Source organism: Agrococcus carbonis (assembly GCF_900104705.1).
GTDB lineage: Bacteria > Actinomycetota > Actinomycetes > Actinomycetales > Microbacteriaceae > Agrococcus > Agrococcus carbonis.
The window spans coordinates 1973884-1999165 of sequence record NZ_LT629734.1 but is presented as its reverse complement, the minus strand read 5'-3'; the positions used below and the strand labels follow the sequence as shown (position 1 = coordinate 1999165).

At 72.7% G+C, this 25282-nt stretch carries 25 protein-coding genes; 8 read left to right on the top strand and 17 right to left on the bottom strand.

Annotated features, from left to right (window positions below; translation table 11 throughout):
* Positions 1–86: 86 nt before the first annotated feature.
* The gene (gene guaB / locus BLT67_RS09680) at positions 87–1595 is read right to left on the bottom strand and encodes an IMP dehydrogenase (protein ID WP_092666825.1); all 1509 of its coding nucleotides are present in this window, start codon (positions 1593–1595) and stop codon (positions 87–89) included.
* Positions 1596–1925: 330 nt separating this feature from the next.
* On the opposite strand from guaB, the gene BLT67_RS09675 reads away from it, so the two are divergent.
* Genes BLT67_RS09675 through BLT67_RS09660 form a run of 4 tightly spaced genes read left to right on the top strand, consistent with a single transcriptional unit; the run spans position 1926 to position 6033 of the window.
* Positions 1926–3215, top strand: a complete 1290-nt coding sequence (locus BLT67_RS09675) for a branched-chain amino acid ABC transporter permease (protein WP_092666824.1) — start codon at positions 1926–1928, stop codon at positions 3213–3215.
* Between the two features lies 1 nt (position 3216).
* Positions 3217–4233, top strand: a complete 1017-nt coding sequence (locus BLT67_RS09670; RefSeq protein ID WP_092666823.1) for a branched-chain amino acid ABC transporter permease — start codon at positions 3217–3219, stop codon at positions 4231–4233.
* Positions 4226–5212: an ABC transporter ATP-binding protein gene (locus BLT67_RS09665; protein WP_092666822.1), complete on the top strand. Its 987-nt coding sequence runs from the start codon at positions 4226–4228 to the stop codon at positions 5210–5212. The genes BLT67_RS09670 and BLT67_RS09665 overlap by 8 nt, the downstream gene beginning before the upstream one ends.
* Positions 5209–6033: an ABC transporter ATP-binding protein gene (locus BLT67_RS09660; protein ID WP_092666821.1), complete on the top strand. Its 825-nt coding sequence runs from the start codon at positions 5209–5211 to the stop codon at positions 6031–6033. The genes BLT67_RS09665 and BLT67_RS09660 overlap by 4 nt, the downstream gene beginning before the upstream one ends.
* 396 nt (positions 6034–6429) lie before the next feature.
* On the opposite strand, the gene BLT67_RS09655 is transcribed toward BLT67_RS09660, so the two are convergent.
* From BLT67_RS09655 to groES, 3 genes are all read right to left on the bottom strand, one after another.
* The gene (locus BLT67_RS09655) at positions 6430–7707 is read right to left on the bottom strand and encodes an ABC transporter substrate-binding protein (RefSeq protein WP_092666820.1); all 1278 of its coding nucleotides are present in this window, start codon (positions 7705–7707) and stop codon (positions 6430–6432) included.
* A 140-nt stretch (positions 7708–7847) separates the two neighbouring features.
* Positions 7848–8759, bottom strand: a complete 912-nt coding sequence (gene rarD, locus BLT67_RS09650; protein ID WP_092666819.1) for an EamA family transporter RarD — start codon at positions 8757–8759, stop codon at positions 7848–7850.
* A 75-nt stretch (positions 8760–8834) separates the two neighbouring features.
* A complete protein-coding gene (gene groES, locus BLT67_RS09645; protein ID WP_092666818.1) occupies positions 8835–9131 on the bottom strand; it encodes a co-chaperone GroES in 297 nt (98 codons plus the stop codon).
* A 144-nt stretch (positions 9132–9275) separates the two neighbouring features.
* On the opposite strand from groES, the gene BLT67_RS09640 reads away from it, so the two are divergent.
* Entirely contained in the window at positions 9276–10454 is a 1179-nt protein-coding gene (locus tag BLT67_RS09640; RefSeq protein WP_092666817.1) for a class I SAM-dependent methyltransferase, read from the top strand.
* A gap of 3 nt (positions 10455–10457) precedes the next feature.
* Here the strand turns inward: BLT67_RS09640 and BLT67_RS09635 are convergent, their stop codons facing one another.
* From BLT67_RS09635 to glmS, 9 genes are all read right to left on the bottom strand, one after another.
* Positions 10458–10766, bottom strand: a complete 309-nt coding sequence (locus tag BLT67_RS09635; RefSeq protein ID WP_092666816.1) for a hypothetical protein — start codon at positions 10764–10766, stop codon at positions 10458–10460.
* A 4-nt stretch (positions 10767–10770) separates the two neighbouring features.
* On the bottom strand, positions 10771–11769 hold the full coding sequence (locus tag BLT67_RS09630) for a hypothetical protein (RefSeq protein WP_092666815.1): 999 nt from the start codon (positions 11767–11769) through the stop codon (positions 10771–10773).
* Between the two features lie 70 nt (positions 11770–11839).
* Complete coding sequence (locus BLT67_RS13440) at positions 11840–12199, bottom strand: DUF4190 domain-containing protein (RefSeq protein ID WP_157674309.1); 360 nt, start codon at positions 12197–12199, stop codon at positions 11840–11842.
* Positions 12200–12269: 70 nt separating this feature from the next.
* Positions 12270–13373, bottom strand: coding sequence for a tRNA (adenosine(37)-N6)-threonylcarbamoyltransferase complex transferase subunit TsaD (gene tsaD, locus BLT67_RS09620; protein ID WP_092666813.1), 1104 nt, complete (start codon positions 13371–13373; stop codon positions 12270–12272).
* Complete coding sequence (gene rimI, locus BLT67_RS09615) at positions 13370–13864, bottom strand: ribosomal protein S18-alanine N-acetyltransferase (protein ID WP_407922504.1); 495 nt, start codon at positions 13862–13864, stop codon at positions 13370–13372. The genes tsaD and rimI overlap by 4 nt, the downstream gene beginning before the upstream one ends.
* Positions 13861–14427, bottom strand: coding sequence for a tRNA (adenosine(37)-N6)-threonylcarbamoyltransferase complex dimerization subunit type 1 TsaB (gene tsaB / locus BLT67_RS09610; protein ID WP_092666812.1), 567 nt, complete (start codon positions 14425–14427; stop codon positions 13861–13863). The genes rimI and tsaB overlap by 4 nt, the downstream gene beginning before the upstream one ends.
* Entirely contained in the window at positions 14424–16370 is a 1947-nt protein-coding gene (gene tsaE, locus BLT67_RS13745) for a tRNA (adenosine(37)-N6)-threonylcarbamoyltransferase complex ATPase subunit type 1 TsaE (RefSeq protein WP_157674308.1), read from the bottom strand. The genes tsaB and tsaE overlap by 4 nt, the downstream gene beginning before the upstream one ends.
* Entirely contained in the window at positions 16370–16735 is a 366-nt protein-coding gene (locus BLT67_RS09600) for a holo-ACP synthase (RefSeq protein ID WP_092666811.1), read from the bottom strand. Before BLT67_RS09600 ends, tsaE begins: the two co-directional genes overlap by 1 nt.
* Before the next feature lie 24 nt (positions 16736–16759).
* Positions 16760–18607 carry a glutamine--fructose-6-phosphate transaminase (isomerizing) gene (glmS, locus tag BLT67_RS09595; protein WP_092666810.1) on the bottom strand — a complete coding sequence of 616 codons (1848 nt, stop codon included), beginning with the start codon at positions 18605–18607 and terminating at the stop codon, positions 16760–16762.
* A 33-nt stretch (positions 18608–18640) separates the two neighbouring features.
* On the opposite strand from glmS, the gene coaA reads away from it, so the two are divergent.
* Positions 18641–19573, top strand: coding sequence for a type I pantothenate kinase (coaA, locus tag BLT67_RS09590; RefSeq protein ID WP_092666809.1), 933 nt, complete (start codon positions 18641–18643; stop codon positions 19571–19573).
* A 182-nt stretch (positions 19574–19755) separates the two neighbouring features.
* Here coaA and BLT67_RS09585 read toward each other — a convergent pair whose 3' ends face one another.
* The gene (locus BLT67_RS09585; protein ID WP_092666808.1) at positions 19756–20709 is read right to left on the bottom strand and encodes an EamA family transporter; all 954 of its coding nucleotides are present in this window, start codon (positions 20707–20709) and stop codon (positions 19756–19758) included.
* Between the two features lie 101 nt (positions 20710–20810).
* Here BLT67_RS09585 and BLT67_RS09580 point away from each other — a divergent pair, with 101 nt between their 5' ends.
* The gene (locus BLT67_RS09580; protein ID WP_092666807.1) at positions 20811–21359 is read left to right on the top strand and encodes a CGNR zinc finger domain-containing protein; all 549 of its coding nucleotides are present in this window, start codon (positions 20811–20813) and stop codon (positions 21357–21359) included.
* Between the two features lie 79 nt (positions 21360–21438).
* Positions 21439–22809: an APC family permease gene (locus tag BLT67_RS09575; RefSeq protein ID WP_092666806.1), complete on the top strand. Its 1371-nt coding sequence runs from the start codon at positions 21439–21441 to the stop codon at positions 22807–22809.
* 49 nt (positions 22810–22858) lie between these two features.
* Here BLT67_RS09575 and glmM read toward each other — a convergent pair whose 3' ends face one another.
* From glmM to rplM, 3 genes are read right to left on the bottom strand one after another with little or no spacing between them, the layout of a single operon-like run.
* Positions 22859–24211 carry a phosphoglucosamine mutase gene (gene glmM / locus BLT67_RS09570; protein WP_092666805.1) on the bottom strand — a complete coding sequence of 451 codons (1353 nt, stop codon included), beginning with the start codon at positions 24209–24211 and terminating at the stop codon, positions 22859–22861.
* Between the two features lie 3 nt (positions 24212–24214).
* Entirely contained in the window at positions 24215–24694 is a 480-nt protein-coding gene (gene rpsI / locus BLT67_RS09565) for a 30S ribosomal protein S9 (RefSeq protein ID WP_092666804.1), read from the bottom strand.
* A gap of 20 nt (positions 24695–24714) precedes the next feature.
* Positions 24715–25161: a 50S ribosomal protein L13 gene (gene rplM / locus BLT67_RS09560; RefSeq protein WP_092666803.1), complete on the bottom strand. Its 447-nt coding sequence runs from the start codon at positions 25159–25161 to the stop codon at positions 24715–24717.
* Positions 25162–25282: the final 121 nt, after the last annotated feature.

Below are 25282 nucleotides of genomic sequence, written 5' to 3'. Positions count from 1 at the left end.
CGCGCCGCTACCCCTCGGGCGCACGGTTACCCCTCAGCGAAGCGCACGCGAGCGCGCGACGCGACGCGCCCGCGGGGCGCGAGCGGTCAGCGGCGGTAGTTCGGCGCCTCGACGACCATCTGGATGTCGTGCGGGTGCGACTCCTTGAGCCCGGCGGCCGTGATCTGCACGAAGCGGCCCTTCGCGCGCAGCTCCTCGATCGTGCGCGCGCCTGTGTAGAACATCGACTGCCGCAGCCCGCCGACGAGCTGGTAGGCGACGGTGCCGAGCGGGCCGCGGTAGGGCACCTTGCCCTCGATGCCCTCGGCGATGAGCTGCTCGTCGCTCGGCACGTCGGCCTGGAAGTAGCGGTCGCGCGAGTAGGAGGTCTTCTTGCCGCGCGTCTGCATCGCACCGAGCGAGCCCATCCCGCGGTAGGACTTGAACTGCTTGCCGTTGACGAGCACGAGGTCGCCCGGGCTCTCGTTGGTGCCGGCGAGCAGCGAGCCGAGCATGACGGACTCGGCGCCGGCGACGAGCGCCTTCGCGATGTCGCCCGAGTACTGCAGCCCGCCGTCGGCGATGATCGGGATGTCGGTGCCGGCGTCGTGCGCGGCCCGCGCGGCGTCCCAGATGGCCGTCACCTGCGGCACGCCCACGCCCGAGACGACGCGGGTGGTGCAGATCGAGCCCGGTCCGACGCCGACCTTCACCGCATCCACGCCCGCCTCGATGAGCGCGGCGGCGCCCTCGTAGGTCGCGACGTTGCCGCCGATGATGTCGACGTCGTCGAACCGCGCGTCGCCCTTGAGCTTCGCGACCATGTCGAGCACGCCCTGGCTCTCGCCGTTGGCGGTGTCGACGATGATGACGTCGACGCCGGCCTCCGCGAGCGCCACCGCGCGATCGAAGGCGTCGCCGAAGAAGCCGATCGCCGCGCCGACGCGGAGGCGCCCCTGCGGGTCCTTCGTGGCGTTCGGGTACTGCTCGACCTTGTCGAAGTCCTTGACGGTGATGAGTCCGCCGAGCCTGCCCTCGTCATCCACGAGCGGCAGCTTCTCGAGCTTCGTCTGCTCGAAGATCTTGAAGGCGTCCTCGCGCGAGATCCCGATCGGCGCCGTCTTGAGCGGCGACGGCGTCATGATGTCGCGCACGAGCGTCGTGGCGAACTCGCTGCGGGGCACGAAGCGCATGTCGCGGTTGGTGACGATGCCGACGAGCACACCGGACTCGTCGACGACGGGCAGGCCCGAGACCTTGAACTCGCCGCAGACGCGGTCGACCTCCTCGATCGTCGCTTCGGGGCGGGTCGTGACGGGGTCGGTGATCATGCCCGACTCCGACCGCTTCACGCGGTCGACCATCATGGCCTGGTCCTCGATCGAGAGGTTGCGGTGGATGATGCCGATGCCGCCCTGGCGCGCCATCGCGATCGCCATGCTGTCCTCAGTCACGGTGTCCATCGCGCTCGAGACGAGCGGGATCGACAGCCGGATGCGGCGGGACAGGCGGGTGCCGGTGTCGGCCTCCGAGGGGATGACGTCGGTGCGGCCCGGGAGCAGCATCACGTCGTCGTAGGTCAGGCCCACAGGACCGAAGGGGTTGCGCATCTCCATCGCTCTCCATCGTATCTATTCGGTAACGGTCCCGCGGCATCCTGGCGTTCTCGCCACCGCTGGCATCGAATTGGACGCGAGCGGGCGTGAGCGGCCGCTACTGTGTCACCACCGATGTAACGGGCAACCTGCACACGGCATTCCCAGGGCAACGATGCCCGCCGACATGGAGGACATGTGAAGACGTCCAGCAGACCTCGACGGAGAGGGCTGCGGCGCGCCATCGCCGTCGCTCTCGCCGCGATCGCGTTGGCCGCCGGAGGGGCGGCCTCGGCAGCGGCGACCCCCCTGCCACAGACCGACCCCAGCGGCTACGGGTTCAACGGCGTCGTGCGCGACGGCCAGACCCCGCTCGAGGGCGTCGAGATCACGGTGAGCGGCGAAGGGGTCGACGAGACCGTCGCCACGGGCGCCGACGGCCGCTGGGCCGTCGAGGTGCCGGGCGCCGGCACGTACACCGTCTCGATCGACACCGCGACGCTCCCCGAGGGGGTCTCGCTGCGCGATGCCTCCTTCGAGAGCCGCGAGCTCGAGCTCACGCGCGCGACGTCGCAGGGCGTGCTCTTCCCGCTCGGCGCGGGCGGCGGCGGGTCGGGCGGCACCGGCGGCGGCACCGGCGGCAACACCGGCACGGGCGGCGAGGGCGGCACCGGCGGCACCGGCGGCACCGACCCCGGTACGGGCGGCGGCGGCTCGACCGAGCCCGGCGCCGACACCGGCGCCCGGTCGAACGACCTCGGCTCGCAGGTGCTCGCCCGCATCATCTCGGGCCTCAACTTCGGCCTGCTGCTCGCGCTCGCCGCGATCGGCATCACGCTGATCTTCGGCACCACGGGCGTCAACAACTTCGCGCACGGCGAGATGCTGACCTTCGGCGGCATCGTCTTCTACGCCTTCACGACGCTGCTCGCGTGGCCCGTGTGGATCGCGGCGACGCTGACCCTCGTCGCGGCCGCGGTCTTCGGCTGGTTCCACGACGCGGCGATCTTCAAGCCGCTGCGTCGCCGGCGCGTGGGCCTCGTGCAGGTGCTCATCGTCACGATCGGCCTCTCGATCGCGCTGCGGTACTTCTACCAGTTCCTCATCGGCGGCGGCACCGAGCAGCTCGCCGTGAGCCGCGGCGCCATCGTGCAGGTCGGGCCGGTCAACATGACCGTCTCGAACCTCGTCTCGACCGGCATCGCGATCGTGGTGCTGCTGGGCGTGGGCTACTTCCTCACCCGCACCCGCATCGGCAAGGCCACGCGCGCCGTGAGCGACAACGCGGGCCTCGCCGCCGCATCCGGCATCGACGTCGACCGCGTCATCCGCATCGTCTGGGTGCTCGCGGGCATCCTCACCGGCGGCGCCGGCATCCTCTACACCTACTTCATCGGCGCGAACATCAAGTGGGACGTCGGCTTCACGATCCTGCTGCTGCTGTTCGCGGGCGTGACGCTCGGCGGCCTCGGCAGCGCGTTCGGCGCGCTCGTCGGCGCCGTGCTCATCGGCCTCACGACCGAGCTGTCGACGCTCTTCCTCGCACCCGACCTCCGCTACGCGGTGGCGCTGCTGGTGCTCATCCTGGTGCTGCTGTTCCGACCGCAGGGCATCCTCGGACGTGCGGAAAGGATCGGCTGACATGGACTTCCTCAGCGTGCTCAACTCCTCGGCAGCGGAGATCCTCTCGCCGACGACCGCCGCGTTCGCGCTCGCGACCATCGGCCTCAACGTGCACTTCGGCTACTCGGGCCTGCTCAACTTCGGGCAGGCGGCCTTCATGGCCGTGGGCGCCTACGCGTTCGCGATCTTCACCATGCAGGCCGACCCGACGGCGACGCTCGGCTGGCCGGCGTGGCTGTCGTTCCTCGTCGCGATCCTCGTCGCGGTCGCGGCCGCGGTCGCCTTCGGCCTCGTGCTCGGCATCCCGACCCTGCGCCTGCGGGGCGACTACCTCGCGATCGTGACGATCGCGGCGGCGGAGATCATCCGCTTCACGGTGCGCACGCAGGATCTCACGGCCGTCACGGGCGGATCGCAGGGCCTGCGAGGGCAGGACTTCAAGGGCGACTTCACCGCGATGAACCCGCTCTCGGGCGGCACGTACGGCTTCGGCCCGTGGACGGCGACAGCGTACGACACGTGGGTGCGCATCGTCGCGTGGTCGCTCGTGATCGTCGCGCTCCTGCTCGTCTGGCTCCTCATGCGCAGCCCGTGGGGGCGCGTCATCAAGGGCATCCGCGAGGACGAGGACGCGGTGCGCTCGCTCGGCAAGAACGTCTACGGCTACAAGATGCAGGCGCTCGTGCTCGGCGGCGTCATGGGCGGACTCGCCGGCGTGATGTTCGTGCTCCCCCGCGCGGTGCAGCCCGACAACTTCGCCACCACGATGACCTTCTACATCTGGACGGCGCTGCTGCTCGGCGGCGCGGCGACGGTCTTCGGCCCGCTGCTCGGCTCGGTGCTCTTCTGGGTGCTGCTCGCCTTCACCGGCGGCATCATCAACCTGCTGCACCAGACCGGCATCTTCGGCGACATGTCCGGGTCGCAGGCGGGGCAGATCCGCTTCGTGCTCGTCGGCCTCGCCCTCATGGCCCTCGTGATCTTCAGACCACAGGGCATCCTCGGCAACAAGAAGGAGCTGTCGTTCAATGTCTGAGACGACCACGCCTCCCCAGACGCACCCGCTCGTCGACGGCACCGTCGGCCCCGGCTGCAAGAAGGTCGACCCGATCGTCGTGGCCGACGGCGTCGTGCGGCAGTTCGGCGGCCTCACGGCCGTCGACGTCGAGCACGTCGAGATCCCGCGCGGTGCGATCACGGCCCTCATCGGCCCGAACGGCGCCGGCAAGACGACGTTCTTCAACCTGCTCACCGGCTTCGACCGGCCCAACAAGGGCCGCTGGTCGTTCGAGGGGCAGTCGCTCGCCCACATGCCGAGCCACAAGGTGGCCCGCCGCGGCATGGTGCGCACGTTCCAGCTGACGAAGTCGCTCGGCCGCCTCACCGTGCTGCAGAACATGCTGCTCGGCGCCCGCGATCAGCGCGGCGAGGGCATCTTCGCCGCGATCCTCAGGCCGCTGTGGAAGGCCCAGGAGGAGGCGAACACCGTCAAGGCCGACACCCTGCTCGCGCGCTTCAAGCTCGATGCGAAGCGCGAGGACTACGCGGCCTCGCTCTCGGGCGGCCAGCGCAAGCTGCTCGAGATGGCGCGCGCGCTCATGAGCGACCCCACGCTCGTGATGCTCGACGAGCCGATGGCCGGCGTCAACCCGGCGCTCACGCAGTCGCTGCTCGACCACGTGCTCGGCCTCAAGGAGGAGGGCATGACGGTGCTCTTCGTCGAGCACGACATGCACATGGTGCGCCACATCTCCGACTGGGTGATCGTCATGGCCGAGGGCCGCATCGTCGCCGAGGGCCCGCCCGAGACGATCATGCAGAACCAGGCCGTCGTCGACGCCTACCTCGGCGCCCACCACGACACCGACCTCGGCACGCTCACGGGCCAGCAGGTCGCGCAGATCCACGAGGAGGCCGCGTCCGAGGTCGAGCCCGAGCCTTCCGACGCTCAGGGCACGACGACGGATGCGTCGGCCGACGCCCGCACGGACGCCGACCGGGAGGGCGAGCGATGACCGACACCACGACGGCCACCACGGTGCTCGAGACGACGGATCTCGTCGCGGGCTACCTGCCGGGGGTCAACATCCTCAACGGCTGCTCGATCGTCGCGCGGCAGGGCGACCTGATCGGCATCATCGGTCCGAACGGCGCCGGCAAGTCGACGCTGCTGAAGGCCGTCTTCGGCCAGGTGAACATCCGCGGCGGCGGCGTGCAGCTGCGCGGCGAGGACATCACCGGCCTGAAGGCCGACAGGCTCGTCGCCAAGGGCGTCGGCATGGTGCCGCAGAACAACAACGTGTTCCCCTCGCTCACGATCGAGGAGAACCTCGAGATGGGGCTCTTCCAGCAGCCCAAGATGTTCAAGGAGCGCTTCGAGTTCGTCGCCGCGCTCTTCCCCGAGCTCGTGAAGCGCCGCCGGCAGCGCGCCGGCAGCCTCTCGGGCGGCGAGCGGCAGATGGTCGCCATGGGACGCGCGCTCATGATGGACCCCGCGGTGCTGCTGCTCGACGAGCCGAGCGCTGGCCTGAGCCCCGTGCGCCAGGACGAGACGTTCCTGCGCGTGGCCGAGATCAACAGCCACGGCGTGACCATCGTGATGGTCGAGCAGAACGCGCGCCGCTGCCTGCAGATCGCCCACCGCGCGTACGTGCTCGACCAGGGCAAGGATGCGTACACGGGCACGGGCCGCGAGATGCTCAACGACCCGAAGGTCATCCAGCTCTACCTCGGCACGCTCGCGACGGACGTCGAGGAGAAGGCGCGTACGGCCTCGCAGCCGGTGGCGGAGCCCGGTGCGGCGCGCGCTGCGGAGCCTCGGGCCGAGCAGCCGTAGGCGACCAGCATCAGAGCACGGGGCCGTCCCGCGAGAGCGCGGGGCGGCCCTTCGCTGTGTCGGCGGATGGTCTCGTGACGCGTGCGGCCGGAGGCCGCGCGCTCCTCGACCAGCGAGGGAACGGCTGGGTCTCGTGACGCGAGCGGCCGGAGGCCGCGCGCTCCTCGACCAGCGAGGGGACGGCGGGTCTCGTGACGCGAGCGGCCGGAGGCCGCGCGCTCCTCGACCAGCGAGGGGACGGCTGGTCTCGTGACGCGAGCGGCCGGAGGCCGCGCGCTCCTCGACCAGCGAGGGGACAGCGCGGAGGCGCCGCGCGCTCCTCGACCGGCGAGGGGGCGGTGCGCGGACACAGCACGAGGGCCCCGCCGCAGCGGGGCCCTCGCGGTGGGAGTCAGGTCACTCGTTGAGCGAGCCGAACTCCGCGTTGAGGAAGGTGTACTGGTTGTCGGCACCGTACTGGTAGATGCCCACGTACGCCTCGGTCGGGTCGCCGTTCTCATCGAACGTGATCGGGCCGGAGGGACCGTCGTAGTCGATGTCCTCGCCGTCGGCGATCAGCTGCAGGCACTCGGCGACCTCGGTGCACTTCGTGCCGCCCTCGGAGACCGACTGCAGGTTGTCGCGGATCGTCACGGCGTCGGGGCTGCCGCCCTGGGCCGCGGCGAGCGCCGCGAGGATGACCGCGTCGTACGACTCGGGGCCGTACGAGAAGTCGCCGAGGTCGGGGTCGATCTCGAGCAGGCGATCCTGGAACGTGTCGTCGGCGGGGTTGCCGGGCAGCGTGCCCTTCGCGCCCTCGAGGGTGCCCTCGGGGAACTCGTACGAGTTCGAGAGGTTGCCGTCGACGAAGTACATGCCGGTGGCCGGGAAGCCGTTCGTCACGAGCTCGGGCACGATCTGGGCGGTCTCGGCGAAGGCGATGATGCCGATCGCGTCGGGGCTGCCCTGCAGGATCTCCTGCACCTGGGTGCTGAAGTTCGTGTCGCCCGGGTTGTAGAGCACGTTGCCGGTGACCGTGCCGCCGGCGGCCTCGACCGCCATCGCCGCGTTCTCCTGCAGGCCCGTGCCGTACGGGTCGTTGATCGTGATGAAGCCGACCGAGGCGGCGCCGTCCGAGACCATCAGGTTGCCGAGCACGCGGCCCTGGAGCACGTCGCTGGGGGCGGTGCGCCAGTAGAAGCCGTCGTCCTCGTAGTCCGAGAAGTCGGGCGACGTGTTGGCCGGCGAGATCTGCACGACCTGCGCGTCGATGAGCTGGTCGATGAAGGTGAACGACACACCCGACGACGCGGCGCCGATGACGACGTCGGCTCCAGCGGAGACGAGCTCGCCCGCCGACTGGGTCGCGATGTCGGTCGTCGTGTCACCGGAGTCGCGGTGCTGCACGTCGACCGTCCACTCGTAGCCGGCGTCCTCGAGGTCGGCCTTGGCCAGGTCGACGCCCGCGAACTCGGGCGGCCCGAGGAACTCGAGGTTGCCGGTCTGGGGCAGGATCGTGCCGACGAGCAGGGTGTCGTCGGACGGAGCGGCGCCGGGGTCGGCGCCCTCCGAGCCGGACGGCGCTGGGCTGCCGCCACCGGCACAGGCTGCGAGCAGCAGCACGCCCGCGGTCGCGGCGCCGAGCGCTGCGTACCGGCGGGGGCTGCGCCCCTGGGTGCGAAGGAAGGACTTCATCGTGCTCCTCAATGACATGGAGTCGCCCGTGTGGGCGTTGGTGCAACAGTAGGCGAGATCCGGCCGTTCTTCCGCCGTCGCGCGTCACGACCTTGTAACGGTCTTGGCGACTGTGTACCCCACTTCGAAGGCCGCCGACGCTAGCCGAGCGGCGGGGCGGGCTGCACGCGTCGCACGCGGCGGCCGAGGAGATCCGCCGAGAACAGCACGAGCGAGAGCCACACGAGGATGAACCCGACCCAGCGCCCCGACGGCATCGGCTCGTGCATCACGAAGGCGCCGAACAGGAAGGTGAGCGTCGGCGTGAGGTACTGCGCGAAGGCGATCCACGACAGCGGGATGCGTCGGGTCGCGGCCGCGAACGCGAGGAGCGGCACGGCGGTCACGACGCCGAATCCCGCGGCGCCCAGCACGCTCGCGGCGCCGTTCGCGGCCACGGTCAGGCCGCCGGTGACGAGGGCGAAGGCGAGCATCGCCATCGACGCGGGGAGCGCCGCGACGGTCTCGATCGTGAAGCCCGAGAGCGCATCCACCGACCCCCCGACGCGCTTCTTGATGAGCCCGTAGGTGCCGAACGAGAGCGCGATGATGAGGCCGATCCACGGCACCTCGCCGTAGGCGACGACCATGACGCCGACCCCGACGGCGCCGAGCACGACGGCGACCCACTGGAGGGGCCGCAGCCGCTCCCCCAGGAAGAGCACCGCGAACACGACGCTCACGAGCGGGTTGAGGAAGTAGCCGAGGCTCGTCTCGAGCACGCGGTCGGTGAGCACGCCGATGACGAACGTCGTCCAGTTGATGAGCACCGCGTGGCCGGCGAGCACGAGCGTCCACGTGTCGCGGCGGCTGCGCAGCACCGTGCGGAGGCGCAGCCAGCCGCGCGTCATCGCCACGAGCGCGAGTGCGACGACGATCGAGGAGAGCACGCGCCAGCCGATGAGCTCGAAGCCGTCGACGCCCTTCGTCAGCTGCAGGTACACCGGCACGAACGCCCAGAAGACGTACGCGAAGAGCGCGTACCACAGCCCCGCTCTGGCCTGGTCGGCCATCAGCCCCTCACCTCCCCGAGAAGACGCGAAGGCGGCTCCCCCGCAGGGGAGCCGCCGCAGCGGATGCGCTGAGCGTCAGCGCTCGACGATCGCGAGCACGTCGCGCGCCGAGAGCACCAGGTACTCGTCGGCGCCGTACTTGACCTCGGTGCCGCCGTACTTCGAGTACAGCACGCGGTCGCCCACGGAGACGTCCATCGGGACGCGGTTGCCGTTGTCGTCGATGCGGCCGGGGCCCACGGCGACGACCTCGCCCTCCTGGGGCTTCTCCTTGGCGGTGTCAGGGATGACGAGACCGCTCGCAGTGGTCGTCTCTGCCTCGACCTGCTGGATGACGATGCGGTCCTCGAGCGGCTTGATGGAAACCGACACGGTTGCCTCTTTCTTGTCAGACTCTGGGGTCTGTCCGGACTCGCCGGACAACGCTCCAAGCCTAAGCCGTCGATTGGCACTCGGTCAACATGAGTGCCAATCGCGCGGGCACGGGCGGCGCCGTGGCAGTGCTTGACTGAAGGCATGGAGGCCGAGGAGCTGCGACTGCTGCTGTCGCGCGAGGGGCTCGCCCTGCTCGAGCGCACCGAGGCGACGCTCGAAGCGCGCGGCGAGCGCCGCGACGATCTCGTGCAGGAGGTCGCCCGGCTGCGCGGCGAGGGGCACGACCGGCGGCTCGTCGCCGCGGTGCTCACGCAGGCGCGGCTGCGCCGGCGCGCACGGGCGAAGTTCGGCGAGTTCGCACGCGCGATGCTCTTCACCGAGGCGGGGCTCGAGCAGGCCACGCGGCTGCGCGTCGCCGCGCACCACGCGGGGCGGATGCGCTCGGCCGGCATCGTGTCGGTCGCCGACCTCGGGTGCGGCATCGGTGCCGACTCGCTCGCGTTCGCGACGCTCGGCCTCGAGGTCACGGCGGTCGAGCGCGACGAGGTGACCGCCGCGGTCGCGACCTACAACCTCGCCGACTGGCACGCATCCGTCGTGCACGGCGACGCCCTCGAGACCCCCGTCGACGCGGAGGCGCTGTGGTTCGACCCCGCCCGCCGCGACGACCGGCGTCGCTTGAGCGACCCGGCCGACTGGTCACCCGCGCTCGACGCCGTCTTCGCGCGCGCCGCCGAGCGTCCCGCGGGCGTCAAGCTCGCACCCGGGATCGACCGCGCCCTGCTGCCGGCGGATGCGGAGCACCAGTGGGTGACCGACGGGCTCGAGACCGTCGAGGCGGTCGTGTGGACCGGCGCGCTCGCGCGCCCGGGCGTCGCCCGCAGCGCCCTCGTGCTCGGCGACGGCGCTGCCGCGGAGCTCACGGGCGACGCGTCGCACCCCGAGCCGGGCGAGCTGCAGGAGTGGCTCTACGAGCCGGCGGGCGCGGTCATCCGGGCCGAGCTCATCGGGGCGCTCGCAGAGGGGCTCGGCGCGGCCGCCGTGAGCCCGGGCATCGCGTACCTCTCCGGCCCGTCGGAGGTGCGGACGCCGCTCGCGCAGGCGTTCCGGGTGCGGGAGACCATGCCGCTCGACGAGCGCCGCATCGGCCAGCGGCTGCGCGAGCTCGGCATCGGCGAGCTCGAGATCAAGAAGCGCGGCGCCGACATCGACCCGCATGCGCTGCGCAAGCGCCTGAAGCTCGCGGGCGACGAGCGCGCGACGCTCTTCGCGACGCGCGTGGGCGGGCGCCACCGCGCGATCCTCGCCGACCGCGCGTAGCGCTCAGCCGAAGAGCATCCCCGGCACGAGCGGCGCCCACACGGCCGTCGCGATCACCACGAGCACCGCGCCGATGAGCGCACCGACGATGCCGACGAGCATCGCCACGAGCGGCCACGGGCGCGCCCCGGGATCGCGCCGGAGCGCGAGACCGCCGCAGATGGCGCCTGCGAGCGCGAGCGGCAGGCCGATGCCGCTCGCGAACGCGAAGACCGCGCCGAGGGCGGAGAGCAGCACCGCCGAAGCGGTGAGCGTGCTCCAGCGCCTCGTGCCGGGCGCATCCGCCGCGGGCGGCCTGCCCGTGCCGGTCATGCGATCAGACCCCGTAGTACTGCATCCAGGCGATCAGGCTCGAGACGTTGAAGATGAACAGCGCGAGCGACGCGATCGCGGCGATCGCGCCCACGATGCCCATCACGAGCGGCCACGGCTTCGCCTCGGGGTTCTTGCGCATCGCGACGAACCCGAGGATCGAGCCGATCGCGGCCGGCAGGAAGCCGAGACCGAACAGGAACGTGAACAGCACGCCGACGCCGACGAGCACGATCGACCAGACGGTGATGGGCTGCAGCCGCTTGGCCGCGGGCTGGCCGTACGACTGCTGCCCGAAGCCCGGCTGGCCGTACGCCGCAGCTGCGGCCGGGTCGCCGTAGCCGGTCTGCCCGTAGGTGCTCTGCTGGCCGTACCCGGTCTGCTGGTCGTACCCGGCCTGCTGGCCGTAGGCCGCCTGATCCGAGCCGGGCTGCCCGTAGCCGGTCTGCTGGCCGTAGCCGGCGTCGCCGTACGACGGCTGCTGCTGCGCGTAGCCCTGGTCGTGCGCGGGCGCGCTCTGGCCGTACTGCGGCTGGCCGTACTGCTCCTGGCCGAACTGATCCTGGCCGTACGGCTGCTGCCCGTACGGCTGCTGCCCATACGGCTGCTGCCCGTGCGCGGGAGCGCTCTGCCCGTACGCGGGGGCGCTCTGCCCATAGCCGGGGGCGCTCTGGCCGTACTGCTCCTGGCCGTACTGCTCCTGGCCCTGCGGCTGCTGACCGTAGGGCTGCTGGCCGTAGGTCGGCGCGCTCGCACCGTAGCCCGGTGCCTCGGCAGGCTGCTGGCCGTAGGCGGCGGGCTCGGCCTGCTCGCCATAGGCGGGCGCCGCCGGCTGGCCGTACGCGGGCGCCTCGGCTTGCTGGCCGTACGCGGGTGCCTCCGGCTGCTGGCCGGGGGCGGGCGCCGACTGCTGGCCGAAGTCGGCGGCGGGCGCGCCCGCCTGCTCGGCGTCCTGGTCGGGTCGACGGAAGCGGTCGTCGGCCGGGGGGAGCTGGTCGCTCACGGGAACCTCCTCAGCAGTGGCGCGATCGCGCGTGCATACCGTATCGCTCCCGCCGCGGGTCGACCTGCGCTCAGAAGCTCGGCATCTGCTCCACGAGCGAGACCACCATGCCGATGCCGACGATCGTGGCGATCGTCAGCGCCACGAGCGTCACGGCGCCGAGCACGATGGCCCAGATCGCCAGCAGCCTGCCGTCCTCGCCGGTGCGGCGGATCTGCGAGAGCGCGATCGCGCCGAGCACGATCGCCGCGACCGAGCCGAGCCCGACGAGCACCGTCGTGCCGGCCGCTGCGGCGAGGATCGCCATGACGGCCATCGTGCTCGTGCGGGGGCCCGGATGCGTCGGCGCACTCCACGCCGCCGGCGCGGGCGGAGCGGGCGGTGCGGCGGGCGCGCCCCAGCCCTGCTGGGTCCAGCCTGTCGCGCTCATCGCCTGCCTCCCGTCGCCATCGCGCCCACGGACGCCCTCCGATCCTGCCAGCCCGACCTGGGCATCCGCCTCACCGCTCGGCCTCGGCGCCGGCCTGCCGGGCACCGGCCTGCACGCCGACCTCCACGCCGCCGACCTGCACCGTGCTCGCGTCGAGGGTCGACTCCGCGGCGAAGCCCGGCTCGCTCGGCGCATCGCCGCGCGCGACGAGCATCGCGCCCACCGCCGCGATCATCGCGCCGTTGTCGGTGCAGAGGTCGAGCGGCGGGATGCGCAGGGTCACGCCGGCTGCGGCGCAGCGCTCCAAGGCGACCTCGCGCAGCCGGCGGTTGGCGACGACGCCCCCGCCGAGGAGGAGCCGCGGGATGCCGTGCTCCGCGCACGCATCGAGCGCCTTCGCGACGAGCACGTCGACGACGGCCTCGCGGAAGCTCGCCGCGACGTCCGCGATCGGGAGCGTCTCGCCCGCCGCCTCGGCGCGCTCGACGTGCCGCGCCACGGCGGTCTTGAGTCCCGAGAACGAGAAGTTCCAGCGGTGCCGCTCGCGGTCCTTCGGCGCCGTCAGCCCGCGGGGGAAGGCGATGGCCGCCGGGTCGCCGCCGACGGCGGCCGCGTCGATCGAGGGGCCGCCGGGGTAGCTGAGCCCCAGCAGCCGCGCCGTCTTGTCGAACGCCTCGCCCGCGGCGTCGTCGATCGTCTCGCCGAGCAGCTCGACGTCGCCCGCGAGGTCGCGCACGAGCAGCAGCGACGTGTGGCCGCCCGAGACGAGGAGCGCGACCGTCGGCAGCTCGAGCGGCTCGCCCGAGAGCACGTCGGCGGCGACATGGCCGACGAGGTGGTTGACCCCGTAGAGCGGCAGCTCGCGCGCGGTCGCGAGGCCCTTCGCGGCGCCGATGCCGACCATGAGCGCACCCGCGAGGCCGGGGCCGGCGGTCACGGCGATCGCGTCGACGTCGTCGAGCGTGAGCGATGCGTCGTCGAGCGCCGCGCGAATCGTCGGCTCCATCGCCTCGAGGTGGGCGCGCGCGGCGATCTCGGGCACGACGCCGCCGAAGCGGGCGTGCAGCTCCATCGACGAAGCGATGCGGTTCGCGAGCAGCTCGGTGCCGCGCACGATGCCGACGCCCGTCTCGTCGCAGCTCGTCTCGATCCCGAGCACCACGGGCGCGCTCATCGCTCCTCCTCGCGCTTCATCACCACGGCGTCCACGTCCTCCGGCTGGTAGTAGCGCGGCCGCACGCCGATCTCGCGGAACCCGACCGACGCGTAGAGCGCTCGCGCGACGGGGTTGTCGGCGCGCACCTCGAGGAAGAGCTCGCGCACGCCGCGCCGCGCGGCCTCGGCGAGCAGCTCGGCGAGCAAGGCGCGGCCGATGCCGCGGCCGCGGGCGCCCGCATCGACCGCGATCGTCTGCACGTCGCCCTCGACGCCGACGGCGCGCAGGCCCGCGTAGCCGACCGCGCGGCCGGCCTCGTCCTCGGCGAGGACGTAGCGGCCCCACTCGCTGGCGACCTCGGCCTGCATCGTGGCGCGCTCCCACGCGCTCGCGCCGAACGACGCGTGCTCGATCGCCATGATCGCGTCGAGGTCGGATGCGGTGGCGGTGCGGATGCGGGCGCCGCCGGTGGGCGCGACCGCGTCGCCCGTCACTGCGTCGCCCCTCACTGGCTCACCCGCTTCGGCCCGGCCGACGGCGTCGCGTCGGCCTCCCGCAGGTAGAGCGCCTCGCGCACCTCCGCGGCGCCGCGCGCGACCGCGAGCGCGAGGAGCGCCGCATCGATCCCCTCGGCGTCGATGCGGCGCAGGGCCGCGTGCTCCCCTGTCGGCGCGGGCACCGCATCCGCCGGCGCGAGGTGCGGGCCGTCGGCGACGAGGCCGTCGACGACGACGCTCCAGGCGCGCTCCCGCCGGCGCACGTCGGTCGTGACCTGGGCGCTGCCGTCGGTGACGCCGGCGTGGCTCGCGACGCCGCGGCACGGCACGCCGAGCCCGAGCGCGGTCGCGCGCGCCGCGGCGATGCCGACGCGGAGGCCCGTGAAGGCGCCCGGCCCCATGCCGGCGACGACGAGCTCGATCGCGCCGCGCCTGCCGTCGAGCGCGCGGGCGAGCATGCCGCCGAGGTGCTCGGCGTGCCGGCGGGTGTCGGCGGCCTGCTCGCGGAAGACGACGCGGTCGCCGTCGACGACGGCCACCGAGGTGCCGAGCGAGGTGTCGATCGCGAGGATCATGCGGTGCCTCCGGTCTCGTCGCGCCGCTCCTCGGCGCGCCCCTCGACGCCGTCGCAGTCGCGCGCGACGATCGCGCGCAGCCGCGCCGAGGGCCACGCGGGGCCGTGGCCGCTGATGCGCACCGCGCGCGGCGCGCTGCCGTCGTCGTCGTCGCGCTCGTCGGCGACCGCGGGGCGCGCGATCTCGACGCGCAGCCACGACTCGAGCGCGTGCTCGAGCGGCGCGCCCCACTCGGCGACGGTGATCGCGCCCTCGAGGTCGAGGTCGAGGTCATCGAGCTCGGCCGCCTCGTCGGCGTCGCCGAGCAGGCGGTAGGCGTCGACGTGCTGCAGGTCGGGCCCGGCGGCCGTGCGGTGGGTGCGGGCGAGCACGAACGTCGGGCTCTGCACGGTGCCGCGCGCGCCGAGCGCCCGGCCGATGCCGCGCGTGAGGGTCGTCTTGCCCGCGCCGAGCGGCCCGATGAGCAGCACCGCGTCGCCCGCGCGCAGCTGCGCGCCGAGCCGCTCGCCGAACGCCTCCATCGCGTCGGCGTCGGGCACGGCTCCGGCGAGCTCGACCGCGACGCGGGGACCGACCATGCCGGTGAGCTCGGGGGCGGATGCGTGGGGCAGCGCGGCGACGTCGCCGAGCGCCACAGCGCGGTCGCCCACGTCGAGCACCACCTGATCCATCGCGACGCGGCCGCGGATCGGGTGCGCGACGCCCGGCATCCCCGGGGCGGGCGTGCTCGCCGCGAGCACCACGGGGCGTCCGGTCGCGGCGCGCGTGACGCCGTCGGCGTAGCCGAGGCCGACGAGCGCAAGGGTCGTCTCGCGCTCGGTGACGTACTCGCCGCCGTAGGAGATGCCGAGTCCCGGTTCGGCGCGCTTCACCCCGACGACCTCGCCCACGAGGCGGTGCGGCTCGCCGTCGAGGCCGAGCTCGAGCACGCGCCGCGGCGCGAGCCCCGCGTCGGCGTCGACGGCGGCGTGCGGCGTCGCGGCCGCCATGCGGGTGACGACCTCGTAGCCGATCGTGCCCGCCGCCGCGGCCCACGCGTCGGCGCTCGGCTCGCCGAGGGCCGGGTCTCCCCACAGCACCGCCTCACCGCTCAGCGCGGGCTCGCTCCGCATCCGGCACGGGCCGATCGCGGCGACCCGAGCGGGCTCGCCCCCGACCAGCACGGGCGCGCCGAGCGCAGGCAGCAGGCCGTCGTCGAGGCCGACCGCGGCGACGCCGTCGACGACGTCGGCGACGACGCGCATCGCGGGCACGAGGCCGAGCGCTGCGGCTCCCGCGCCGTCGCCCGCCGCGGGCCCATCGGGGTCTATGCCGTAGGCGGCCATGCCGATGCGTACCATGTCAAGCCGCGCCTCGGGCAGCGCGAGCGCGCCCTGCGAGTTCGCGAGGTGGCGCACCTCGATCGGCAGCGCCGCGGCGTCGGCGCACGCTGCCTCGAAGTCGGCGAGCTGCGCGAGGTCGGCCTCGCGGCTCGTGCCCGCGAGGTGCGACATGAGGCCGCGGATGCGCGCGCCGCCCTGCGCGAGCTCGACCGCCCGAGCGATCGCGGCCGCGCGGTCGCCGCGCGCGATGCCGTTGCGCCCGAGCCCGGTGTCGAGCTTCAGGTGGATCGTGGCACCCGCGGCCGCGGCGGCCTCGAGCTGCGCGATCGAGGAGACCGCGACCTCGACGTCGTGCGCGGCGGCGCGCGCGAAGTCGGCGCCGGGCGCGTGCAGCCAGGCGAGGACCGGCGCGTCGATGCCCGCCGCGCGGAGCGCGAGCGCCTCGGCGAGGTCGACGACGCCGAGCATGGTCGCGCCGCCCGCGAGCATCGCGCGCGCCGCGAGCTCGGCCCCGTGCCCGTAGCCGTCGGCCTTCACGACGCCGCACACGGGCACGCCGACGCGCGTCGCGAGCACCCGGGTGTTGGCGGTGATCGCCGCCGCGTCGATCTCGACGCGCATCACGACTCCGCGATCACGGTCGCGGTCGCGATGCCCGCGTCGTGGCTCATCGAGACGTGCAGGCTCGCCGCTCCGATCGCGCGCGCGTGCTCGGCCGCGGCGCCGCGCAGCTCCAGCCGCGGCTTGCCGTCGGGCGCCTGGAGCACGACGTAGTCGGTCCAGCGGGCCCCGCTCGTCGTGCCGATCGCCTTCTGCGCCGCCTCCTTCGCCGCGAAGCGCGCGGCGAGCGACGGCAGCGAGCGCGGCTCGCCGTCGGCGAGCAGCTCCTCGGGCGCGAAGAGCCGCTCGCGCAGGCGCGGGGTGCGGCTGACCGCGCGCTCGAAGCGCGCGAGGTCGACCACGTCGACGCCGAGCCCGAGGATCACGAGCGGAACCCGAACCTCAGCGGCTCACTCGACCGTGACCGACTTCGCGAGGTTGCGCGGCTGGTCGACGTCGAGGCCCTTGGCGGTGGCGAGCTCGAGCGCGAAGATGTGCAGCGGCACGACCTGCAGCACCGGCTCGAGCATCGGCAGCGTGAGCGGCACGCGCAGCACGACATCCGCGTACGGCAGCACCGCCGCGTCGCCGGCCTCGGCGACCGCGATCACGCGGGCGCCGCGGGCGCGGATCTCCTGGATGTTGGAGATGATCTTCGAGTGCAGGAGCGCCTGGTTGCGCGGGCTCGGCACGACGACGAAGACGACCTGGCCGGGCTCGATGAGCGCGATCGGGCCGTGCTTGAGCTCGCCGCCGGCGAAGCCCTCGGCGTGGATGTAGCTGATCTCCTTGAGCTTGAGCGCGCCCTCCATCGCCACGGGGTAGCCCACGTGGCGGCCGAGGAAGAGCACCGAGCGGGTGTCGCTCATCCAGTGCGCGAGCTCGTGCACGCTCTCCTGCTCGGCGAGCACCTGGCGCAGCTCGTCCGGCAGCTCGCGCAGCTCCTCGACGACCTCGGCGATCGCCTCGTCGGTCATCGTGCCGCGCACCTTCGCGAGGTGCAGGCCGAAGAGCAGCTGGCCGATGACCTGCGCGAGGAACGCCTTCGTCGATGCGACCGCGACCTCGGGGCCCGCGTGCGTGTAGAGCACGGCCTCCGACTGGCGCGGGATCGTCGCGCCCTGGGTGTTGCAGATCGAGAGGGTGCGGGCGCCGGCGGCAGCCGCGTGCTCGACGGCCATCTTCGTGTCCATCGTCTCGCCCGACTGCGAGATCGAGATGACGAGCGTGCGCTCGTCGAGCACCGGGTCGCGGTAGCGGAACTCGTGCGCGAGGTCGACCTCGACGGGCACGCGCGACCACGTCTCGATCGCGTACTTGCCGACGAGGCCCGAGTAGGCGGCGGTGCCGCACGCGACGATGACGATGCGGTCGATGCCGCGGAGCGCCTCGTCGTCGAGCACGCCGAGCTCGCCGAGGTCGACGCCGTGGTCGGTGAGGCGGCCGCGGAGCGTGTTGGCGACGGCCTCGGGGCCCTCCGAGACCTCCTTCGCCATGAACGACGGCCAGCCGCCCTTCTCGGCGGCCGACGCATCCCAGTCGACCTCGAAGCGCTTGGGCTCGACGGGGTTGCCGTCGAAGTCGATGACGGATGCGCTGCCCTCGGTGATCGTCACGATCTGGTCGTTGTCGAGGGCCGCGGCGCTCGGCGTGAACTTCACGAACGCGCTCACGTCGCTGCCGAGGAAGTGCTCGCCGTCGCCGTAGCCGACGAGCAGCGGCGAGTTGTGGCACGCGCCGACGACGACGCCCGGCTGCTCGGCGTGCACCGCGAGCAGCGTGAACTGGCCCTCGAGCCGCGCGACGACCTGCTGCATGGCCTTCGTGAGGTCGCCCGTGGCGCGGTAGGCGCGGCCGACGAGCTTCGCGGCGGCCTCGGTGTCGGTCTCGCTCAGGAACACCTCGCCGGCGGCCTCGAGCTCGGCGCGCAGCTCGGCGAAGTTCTCGATGATGCCGTTGTGGATGAGCGAGAGGCGCCCCTCGTCACCGAGGTGCGGGTGGGCGTTCTCGTCCGTCGGGCCGCCGTGCGTCGCCCAGCGGGTGTGGCCGATGCCGGCGCCCTCGTCGGGCAGCGGCGCGTGCTCGAGGCTGTCGCGCAGCACCGCGAGCTTGCCGCCCTTCTTGCGCAGCGCGACCGCGTCGCCGTCGAGCACCGAGACGCCGGCGCTGTCGTAGCCGCGGTACTCGAGACGGCTGAGCCCCTCGAGCAGCACCCCGACCGTGCCGCGCTGACCCGTGTACCCGACGATTCCACACATGCCCTCGATCCTACCGGCGGTAGGCTCGCCGACGTGTCGCACCCCCTGCAGTCGCCGTTCGTCGAGATCGAGCGACCCGACTGGGCGAGGCTCGCACCGCGCACCCCGAACCCGCTGACCGAGGCCGAGGTGCGGCGCCTGCGCGGCCTCGGCGACCGGCTCGAGCTGCGCGAGGTCGCCGAGGTCTACCTGCCGCTCTCGCGCCTCGTGAGCCTCTACCAGGAGTCGGCCGCGCGCCTGCACCGCGAGACCTCGGCCTTCCTCGGCAGCACCGCGCATCCGACCCCCTTCGTCATCGGCGTCGCGGGTTCGGTCGCGGTCGGCAAGTCGACGACCGCGCGCCTGCTCGAGGAGCTGCTGCGGCGCTGGCAGGGCTCGCCGAGCGTGCAGCTCATCACGACCGACGGCTTCCTGCACCCCAACCGCGTGCTCGAGGAGCGAGGGCTCATGCAGCGCAAGGGCTTCCCCGAGTCGTACGACCGGCGGGCGCTGCTCAACTTCGTCTCGCGCGTGAAGTCGGGCGAGGACGAGGTGCGCGCCCCCGTCTACTCGCACCTCACCTACGACATCGTGCCGGGCGAGGAGATCGTGGTGCGGCGGCCCGACATCCTCATCGTCGAGGGCCTCAACGTGCTGCAGCCGCCGCCCTCGGGCTCGCACCTCGCCGTCAGCGACCTCTTCGACTTCTCGATCTACGTGGATGCGCGCACGAGCGCGATCCGCGAGTGGTACATCGACCGCTTCTGGCAGCTCAAGGAGAGCGCGTTCCAGGATCCGGTCTCGTACTTCCACCGCTTCGCCGACATGACGCGCGCGCAGGCGCGCATCCACTCGGAGGACCTGTGGGACTCGATCAACGGCCCCAACCTCGTCGAGCACATCCTGCCGACGCGGCCGCGCGCCGACCTCGTGCTGCGGAAGGCCGACGACCACACGATCCGCTCGGTGCTGCTGCGGAAGGTCTGAGCGCGGAGGACGCAATGCGCGAAGCGCGTTGCGCCCGGAGCGCTCAGGGTCGAGGAGCGCGCGGCCGAAGGCCGCACGCGTCACGAGACCTGTTCCACGAAGCGCCAGGCGCGACGCGAAGCGCGGCCGAAGGCCGCACGCGTCGCGAGACCCGCTTCACGATCAGGTCGAAGAGCGCGCCCCTACGGCGCCGGGATCCCCTCGACGATCGCCGGTCCCCTCGTCGGCCGCGGCCGGCGCGCCTGCCCGAGTCGCACGAGCACGACGCCCGCGATGATCGCGGCCGCGCCGAGCCACTGCATCCCGGTCGGCAGGATCCACAGCAGCAGCGCCGTCCAGAGGATGCCGAACATCGGCTCGGAGTACCCGACGAAGCTCGCGAGCGTCGCGCCGAGGCGCCGCGCGCCGAGGATGCCGAGCACGTAGGAGGCGGCGGTCGCGATGAGGATGAGCATGCCCATCGCCGCCCACCACGGCACCGTCTCGCCCGCGAGCACGACCGGGGCGGCGGATGCGGCGACGGGCAGGAGCCCGGTGGCCGCCGCGATCCCCAGCACGACGGCGCCGACGACGAGCCCGAGGCCCGCGAGCGCGATCGGCGGCAGCTCGGAGTCGGCCTTCGACGCCGCGGCCCAGTAGCCGGCGTTGCCGACGGCGGCCGCGAGCGCGAGCAGCACGCCGAGCGGGTGGAGCGCGTCGCCGCCGATGCCCGAGATGAGGCCGAGCCCCACGAGCGCGACGCCCGCCCCCACGAGCGTGAGCGCCGCGGGTGCCCGCCGCGAGCGCGCCCACGTGTAGAGCACGAGCAGCACCGGCCCCAGGAACTCGATCAGCAGCGCGAGCGACGGGTCGATGAACGCCACCGCGCTGAAGAACGCGAGCTGGCACACCGCGACGGCGAGCACGCCGAGCACGAGCACCTCGCGCCACGACCGCACCACCGCATCCCATCGGCCCCGCAGCAGCCACAGCGTCGGCGCGAGCAGCACGAGCGCGCCGCCGCCGATGCGCACGAGCGTGACCGCCCCGGCGCTCCATCCGCCGCCGAGCAGCGCGGCGGCGAAGATGCCGGAGAGGCCGAACATCGCGGAGCTCGCGAGGGCCAGGACGAGGCCGATCGGGCGACGGGTCTGCATGACGGCTCGCAGGGGTCAGGTGGGGCTACGATCGTGCTCACGCGGTGTGGCTCGAGTCACGGCCGTGCGCCGCGACAGCCGAGCCTAACCCGAGGAAGCCCGTGACCCTGCACCACCCGCGCGAGCTCATGCACACGCTCGGCTTCATCGCGGAGGTCTGCAACCTGCGGCGGGAGGGGCAGCTCGACAGCGCCGCGAGCCTGCGGCGCATCTGCGCCGAGTGGGGCTTCCCCGGCGCGAGCCAGGCGACGAAGGCGGATGCCGAGGCGACGTGGGCGAGGCTCGGCACGATCGAGCAGCTCTGGGACGCCGACCGCGACCGAGCCGCCGAGCTCGCGAACCGCATCTTCCGCGACTGCGACGCCCGACCGCACCTCGTGCGGCACGGCGGCTTCGACTGGCACCTGCACGGCATGCCGGCCGGCGCCCCCATCGCCGACTCGCTCGCCGTGCAGGCCGCGATGGGGTTCGTCGACCTCGTGCGCACCGACGACACGTCGCGCGCGAAGCGCTGCGCCGACGGGCGCTGCGACCGCATGTTCGTCGACGTCTCGCGCAACCGCTCGCGCCGCTTCTGCTCGACCACGTGCCAGTCGCGCACGAACGTCGCCGCGTTCCGCGCCCGCGCGCAGCAGCCGCAGCACGCGTAGCCGAGCGACCGCTTCCGCGAGCCAGCGCCCGGCCCGTGGTCAGGAACCCCGACGGCGACGCGTGGCACCCTTGGCGACCATGTCGCAGACGACCACGGCACGATCGACCACGACCACGACGAAGCTGAAGCGCGGGATCACGACCCTGCTGCTGTTCTTCTTCATCGTCGGCGACACCCTCGGCGCGGGCATCTACACGCTCGTCGGCACGATGGCGCAGGACGTCGGCGGCGTGCTCTGGCTGCCGCTCTCCCTCGCCCTCGTGCTGGCCCTGCTCACCGCGGGCACGTACGCCGAGCTCATCACCAAGTACCCGCACGCGGGCGGCGCGGCCCGGTTCGCCGAGCGCGCGTTCGACAAGCCCTACGTCACGTTCCTCATCGGCTTCCTGATGCTCGCATCCGGCATCACGACCGCCGCCGCGCTCGCGAACGCGTTCGCGGGCGACTACCTGCAGGCGCTCGTACCCGACATCCCGGCGGTGCCCGTGACGCTCGGGTTCATCGCGCTGCTGATCGCCGTCGCCCTGCGCGGCGTGCGCGAGTCGCTCATCGCCAACGTCGCGGCGACCGTGATCGAGATGACGGGCCTCATCATCATCATCGTCGTCGCCGCGATCGTGATCGGCTCGGGCGGCGGCGACGCGTCGCGGCTGACGACCTTCGCCGAGGACGTGCCGCCGATCTCGGGCGCGCTCGCGGCGAGCATCACCGCGTTCTTCTCGTTCCTCGGCTTCGAGGCGGCCGCCAACATGGCCGAGGAGGTCAAGGACCCGAGCCGCTCGTACCCGCGCGCGCTCTTCGGCGCGATCCTCACCGCCGCGGTCGTCTACCTGCTCATCGCGCTCGGCGCGTCGATCGTGGTGCCCACCGACCAGCTCGCGACCTCCGAGGGGCCGCTGCTCGAGGTGATCCTCGCCTCGGGCGTGCAGTTCCCCTCGTGGCTGTTCGCGATCATCGCGCTCGTCGCGATCGGCAACGGCGCGCTGCTGTTCATGCTCATGGCCTCGCGCGCGACCTACGGCCTCGCCGAGGCCAAGCTGCTGCCGCGCGCCTTCGGCGCCGTGCTCACGCGCCGCCGCACACCGTGGGTGGCGATCGTCGCGGTCGGGGCGGTGACCATGGGGATGTCGTTCATCGGCGACGTCGGCACGCTCGCCGACACCACGGTGCTGCTGCTCGTGCTCGTGTTCATCTCGGCGAACGTCTCGGTGCTCGTGCTCAAGAAGGACGTCGTGCCGCACAAGCACTTCACGGCGCCCCGCATCGTGTCGGTGCTCGCGCTCGTCGCCTCGGTCGCGCTGCTGACGCAGCAGAGCCCGCAGACCTGGCTCATCGCTGCCGGCTACGTCGTCGTCGGCACGATCCTGTTCGTCATCGCCCGCGCCGCGCGGCGCCGCGAGGTGCGCGCCGGCACGAACGAGCCGACCCGCAGCATCCCGCTCGAGTGAGCGGTGGAGCGCCGAGGCGGAGGTCCTTCCGGACCTCCGCTTCGAGGGTCTACGCGCTGACCGTCAGCTCACTGCGCACGAGGTCGGCGAGCTCGTCGGCGATCGTCTGCGCGACGTGGTGCTCGTCGGCCTCGACCATGACGCGCACGATCTTCTCGGTGCCCGAGGGGCGCAGCAGCACGCGGCCGCGGTCGCCGAGCTCGGCCTCGGCACGCGCGACGGCGTCGGCGATCGGCTGGTTGCCGCGGAGCCCTAGGCGGTCGACGCCCGTGACGTTGATGAGCACCTGCGGGTAGACCTGCATGACCGAGGCGAGCTCGCCGAGGCCCTTGCCCGTGCGCACCATCTCGGCCGCGAGCTGGAGGCCCGTGAGGATGCCGTCGCCGGTCGTGGCGTGGTCGGAGAAGATGATGTGCCCCGACTGCTCGCCGCCGAGCGAGAGCCCGTACTCGCCGAGCGCCTCGAGCACGTAGCGATCGCCCACCTTCGTCTGCACGAGGTGGATGCCGTGCGCATCCATCGCGACCTTGAGGCCGAGGTTCGACATGACCGTCGCGACGAGCGTGTCGTCGGCGAGCAGGCCGCGGCGCTTCGTGGCGAGCGCGAGGATCGCCATGATCTGGTCGCCGTCGACGACGTTGCCCTCGGCGTCGATCGCGAGGCAGCGGTCGGCGTCGCCGTCGTGGGCGATGCCGAGGTCGGCGCCCGAGGAGACGACGAGCGCGCGCAGCTGCTCGAGATGGGTCGAGCCGACCTCGCGGTTGATGTTGACGCCGTCGGGGTCGTTGCCCATGACGGTGACCTTCGCGCCGGCGTCGGCGAAGGCCCGCGGGCTCGGGCCGGCGGCGGCGCCGTGCGCGCAGTCGAGCGCGACGTGCAGCCCGGCGAGGCTGACGTCGAGCGTGCCGAGCAGGTGCACGAGGTAGCGGTCCTCGGCGTCGGAGAAGCGCCGCACCGTGCCGACCTCGGCGCCGATCGGGCGCAGCGGGGCGCCGCCGAGCGCGGCCTCGATCTCGTCCTCGACCGCGTCGGGCAGCTTGCGCCCGCCTGCGGCGAAGAACTTGATGCCGTTGTCGGGTGCGGGGTTGTGCGACGCCGAGATCATCACGCCGAAGTCGGCACCGATGCTCGCGACGAGGTAGGCGGCCGCCGGCGTCGGGATCACGCCGGCGTCGAGCACGTCGACGCCGCTCGAGGCGAGCCCCGCGGAGACCGCGGCGGTGATGAACTCACCCGAGATGCGCGGATCTCGCGCCACGACGGCGACAGGGCGCCGCGCCTCCTGCCGGGCTGATCGCCCGAGCACGAGTGCGGCGCCCTGTGCCAGCGCCAGTGCCGATTCCGCCGTGATGTCGAGGCCAGCGAGGCCCCGCACTCCATCCGTGCCGAACAGGCGCGACATCGATCAGCGCTTCGAGTACTGGGGCGCCTTGCGGGCCTTCTTGAGACCGGCCTTCTTGCGCTCGATGATGCGAGCGTCGCGCGAGAGGAAGCCGGCCTTCTTGAGCTCGGGGCGGTTGTTCTCGACGTCGATCTCGTTGAGCGCACGCGCGATGCCGAGGCGCAGCGCGCCGGCCTGGCCCGAGGGGCCGCCGCCCGAGATGCGGGCGATCACGTCGTAGCTGCCCGCGAGCTCGAGGAGCGTGAACGGGTCGTTGATGAGCTGCTGGTGCAGCTTGTTCGGGAAGTAGTCCTCGAGGGTGCGGCCGTTCACGCTGAACGAGCCGGAGCCGGGGACGAGGCGCACGCGGGCGATGGCCTGCTTGCGGCGACCGACGGCCTGGCCGCCGATGTTGACGACGCGGGGGGCCTTGGGAGCCTCAGCCGCCGGCGTCTCGGTCGAGAAGCTCTCCGGAGCCTCGATGGAGTCTGCGATCTTCGCCATGTCTGGTGTCTCCTCGCGCCCTACTGGGCGACCTGGTCGAACGTGTAGGGGGTCGGCTGCTGCGCCGCGTGCGGGTGCTCGGGGCCGGCGTAGACCTTGAGCTTCTTGATCTGGGCGCGGCCGAGGGCGTTCTTCGGCAGCATGCCGCGGATCGCCTTCTCGACGGTGCGGACCGGGTAGCGGTCGAGCATCTCCTCGTAGCCGGTGGCCTTGAGGCCGCCCGGGTAGCCCGAGTGGCGGTAGGCGACCTTCTTGGCGAGCTTCTGGCCCGTGAGCGCGACCTTGTCGGCGTTCACGACGATGACGAAGTCGCCCATGTCCATGTGGGGGGCGAACGTCGGCTTGTGCTTGCCGCGGAGGATCGCGGCGGCGTGGCTGGCCAGGCGGCCGAGCACGACGTCGGTGGCGTCGATGACGACCCAGTCGTGCTGGACGTCCGCCGCCTTGGGCGAATACGTGCGAGTCATTGGTGCCTCACTGTCGAATGGATGGTCGTGAATCCCACTCCGAGGTGTTCCTGCCGAGCGGCGCGGAACGATCCGGTGGAGGGCTCATTCGGGTGGGCACAGGCTGTGCGCACCAAGGATC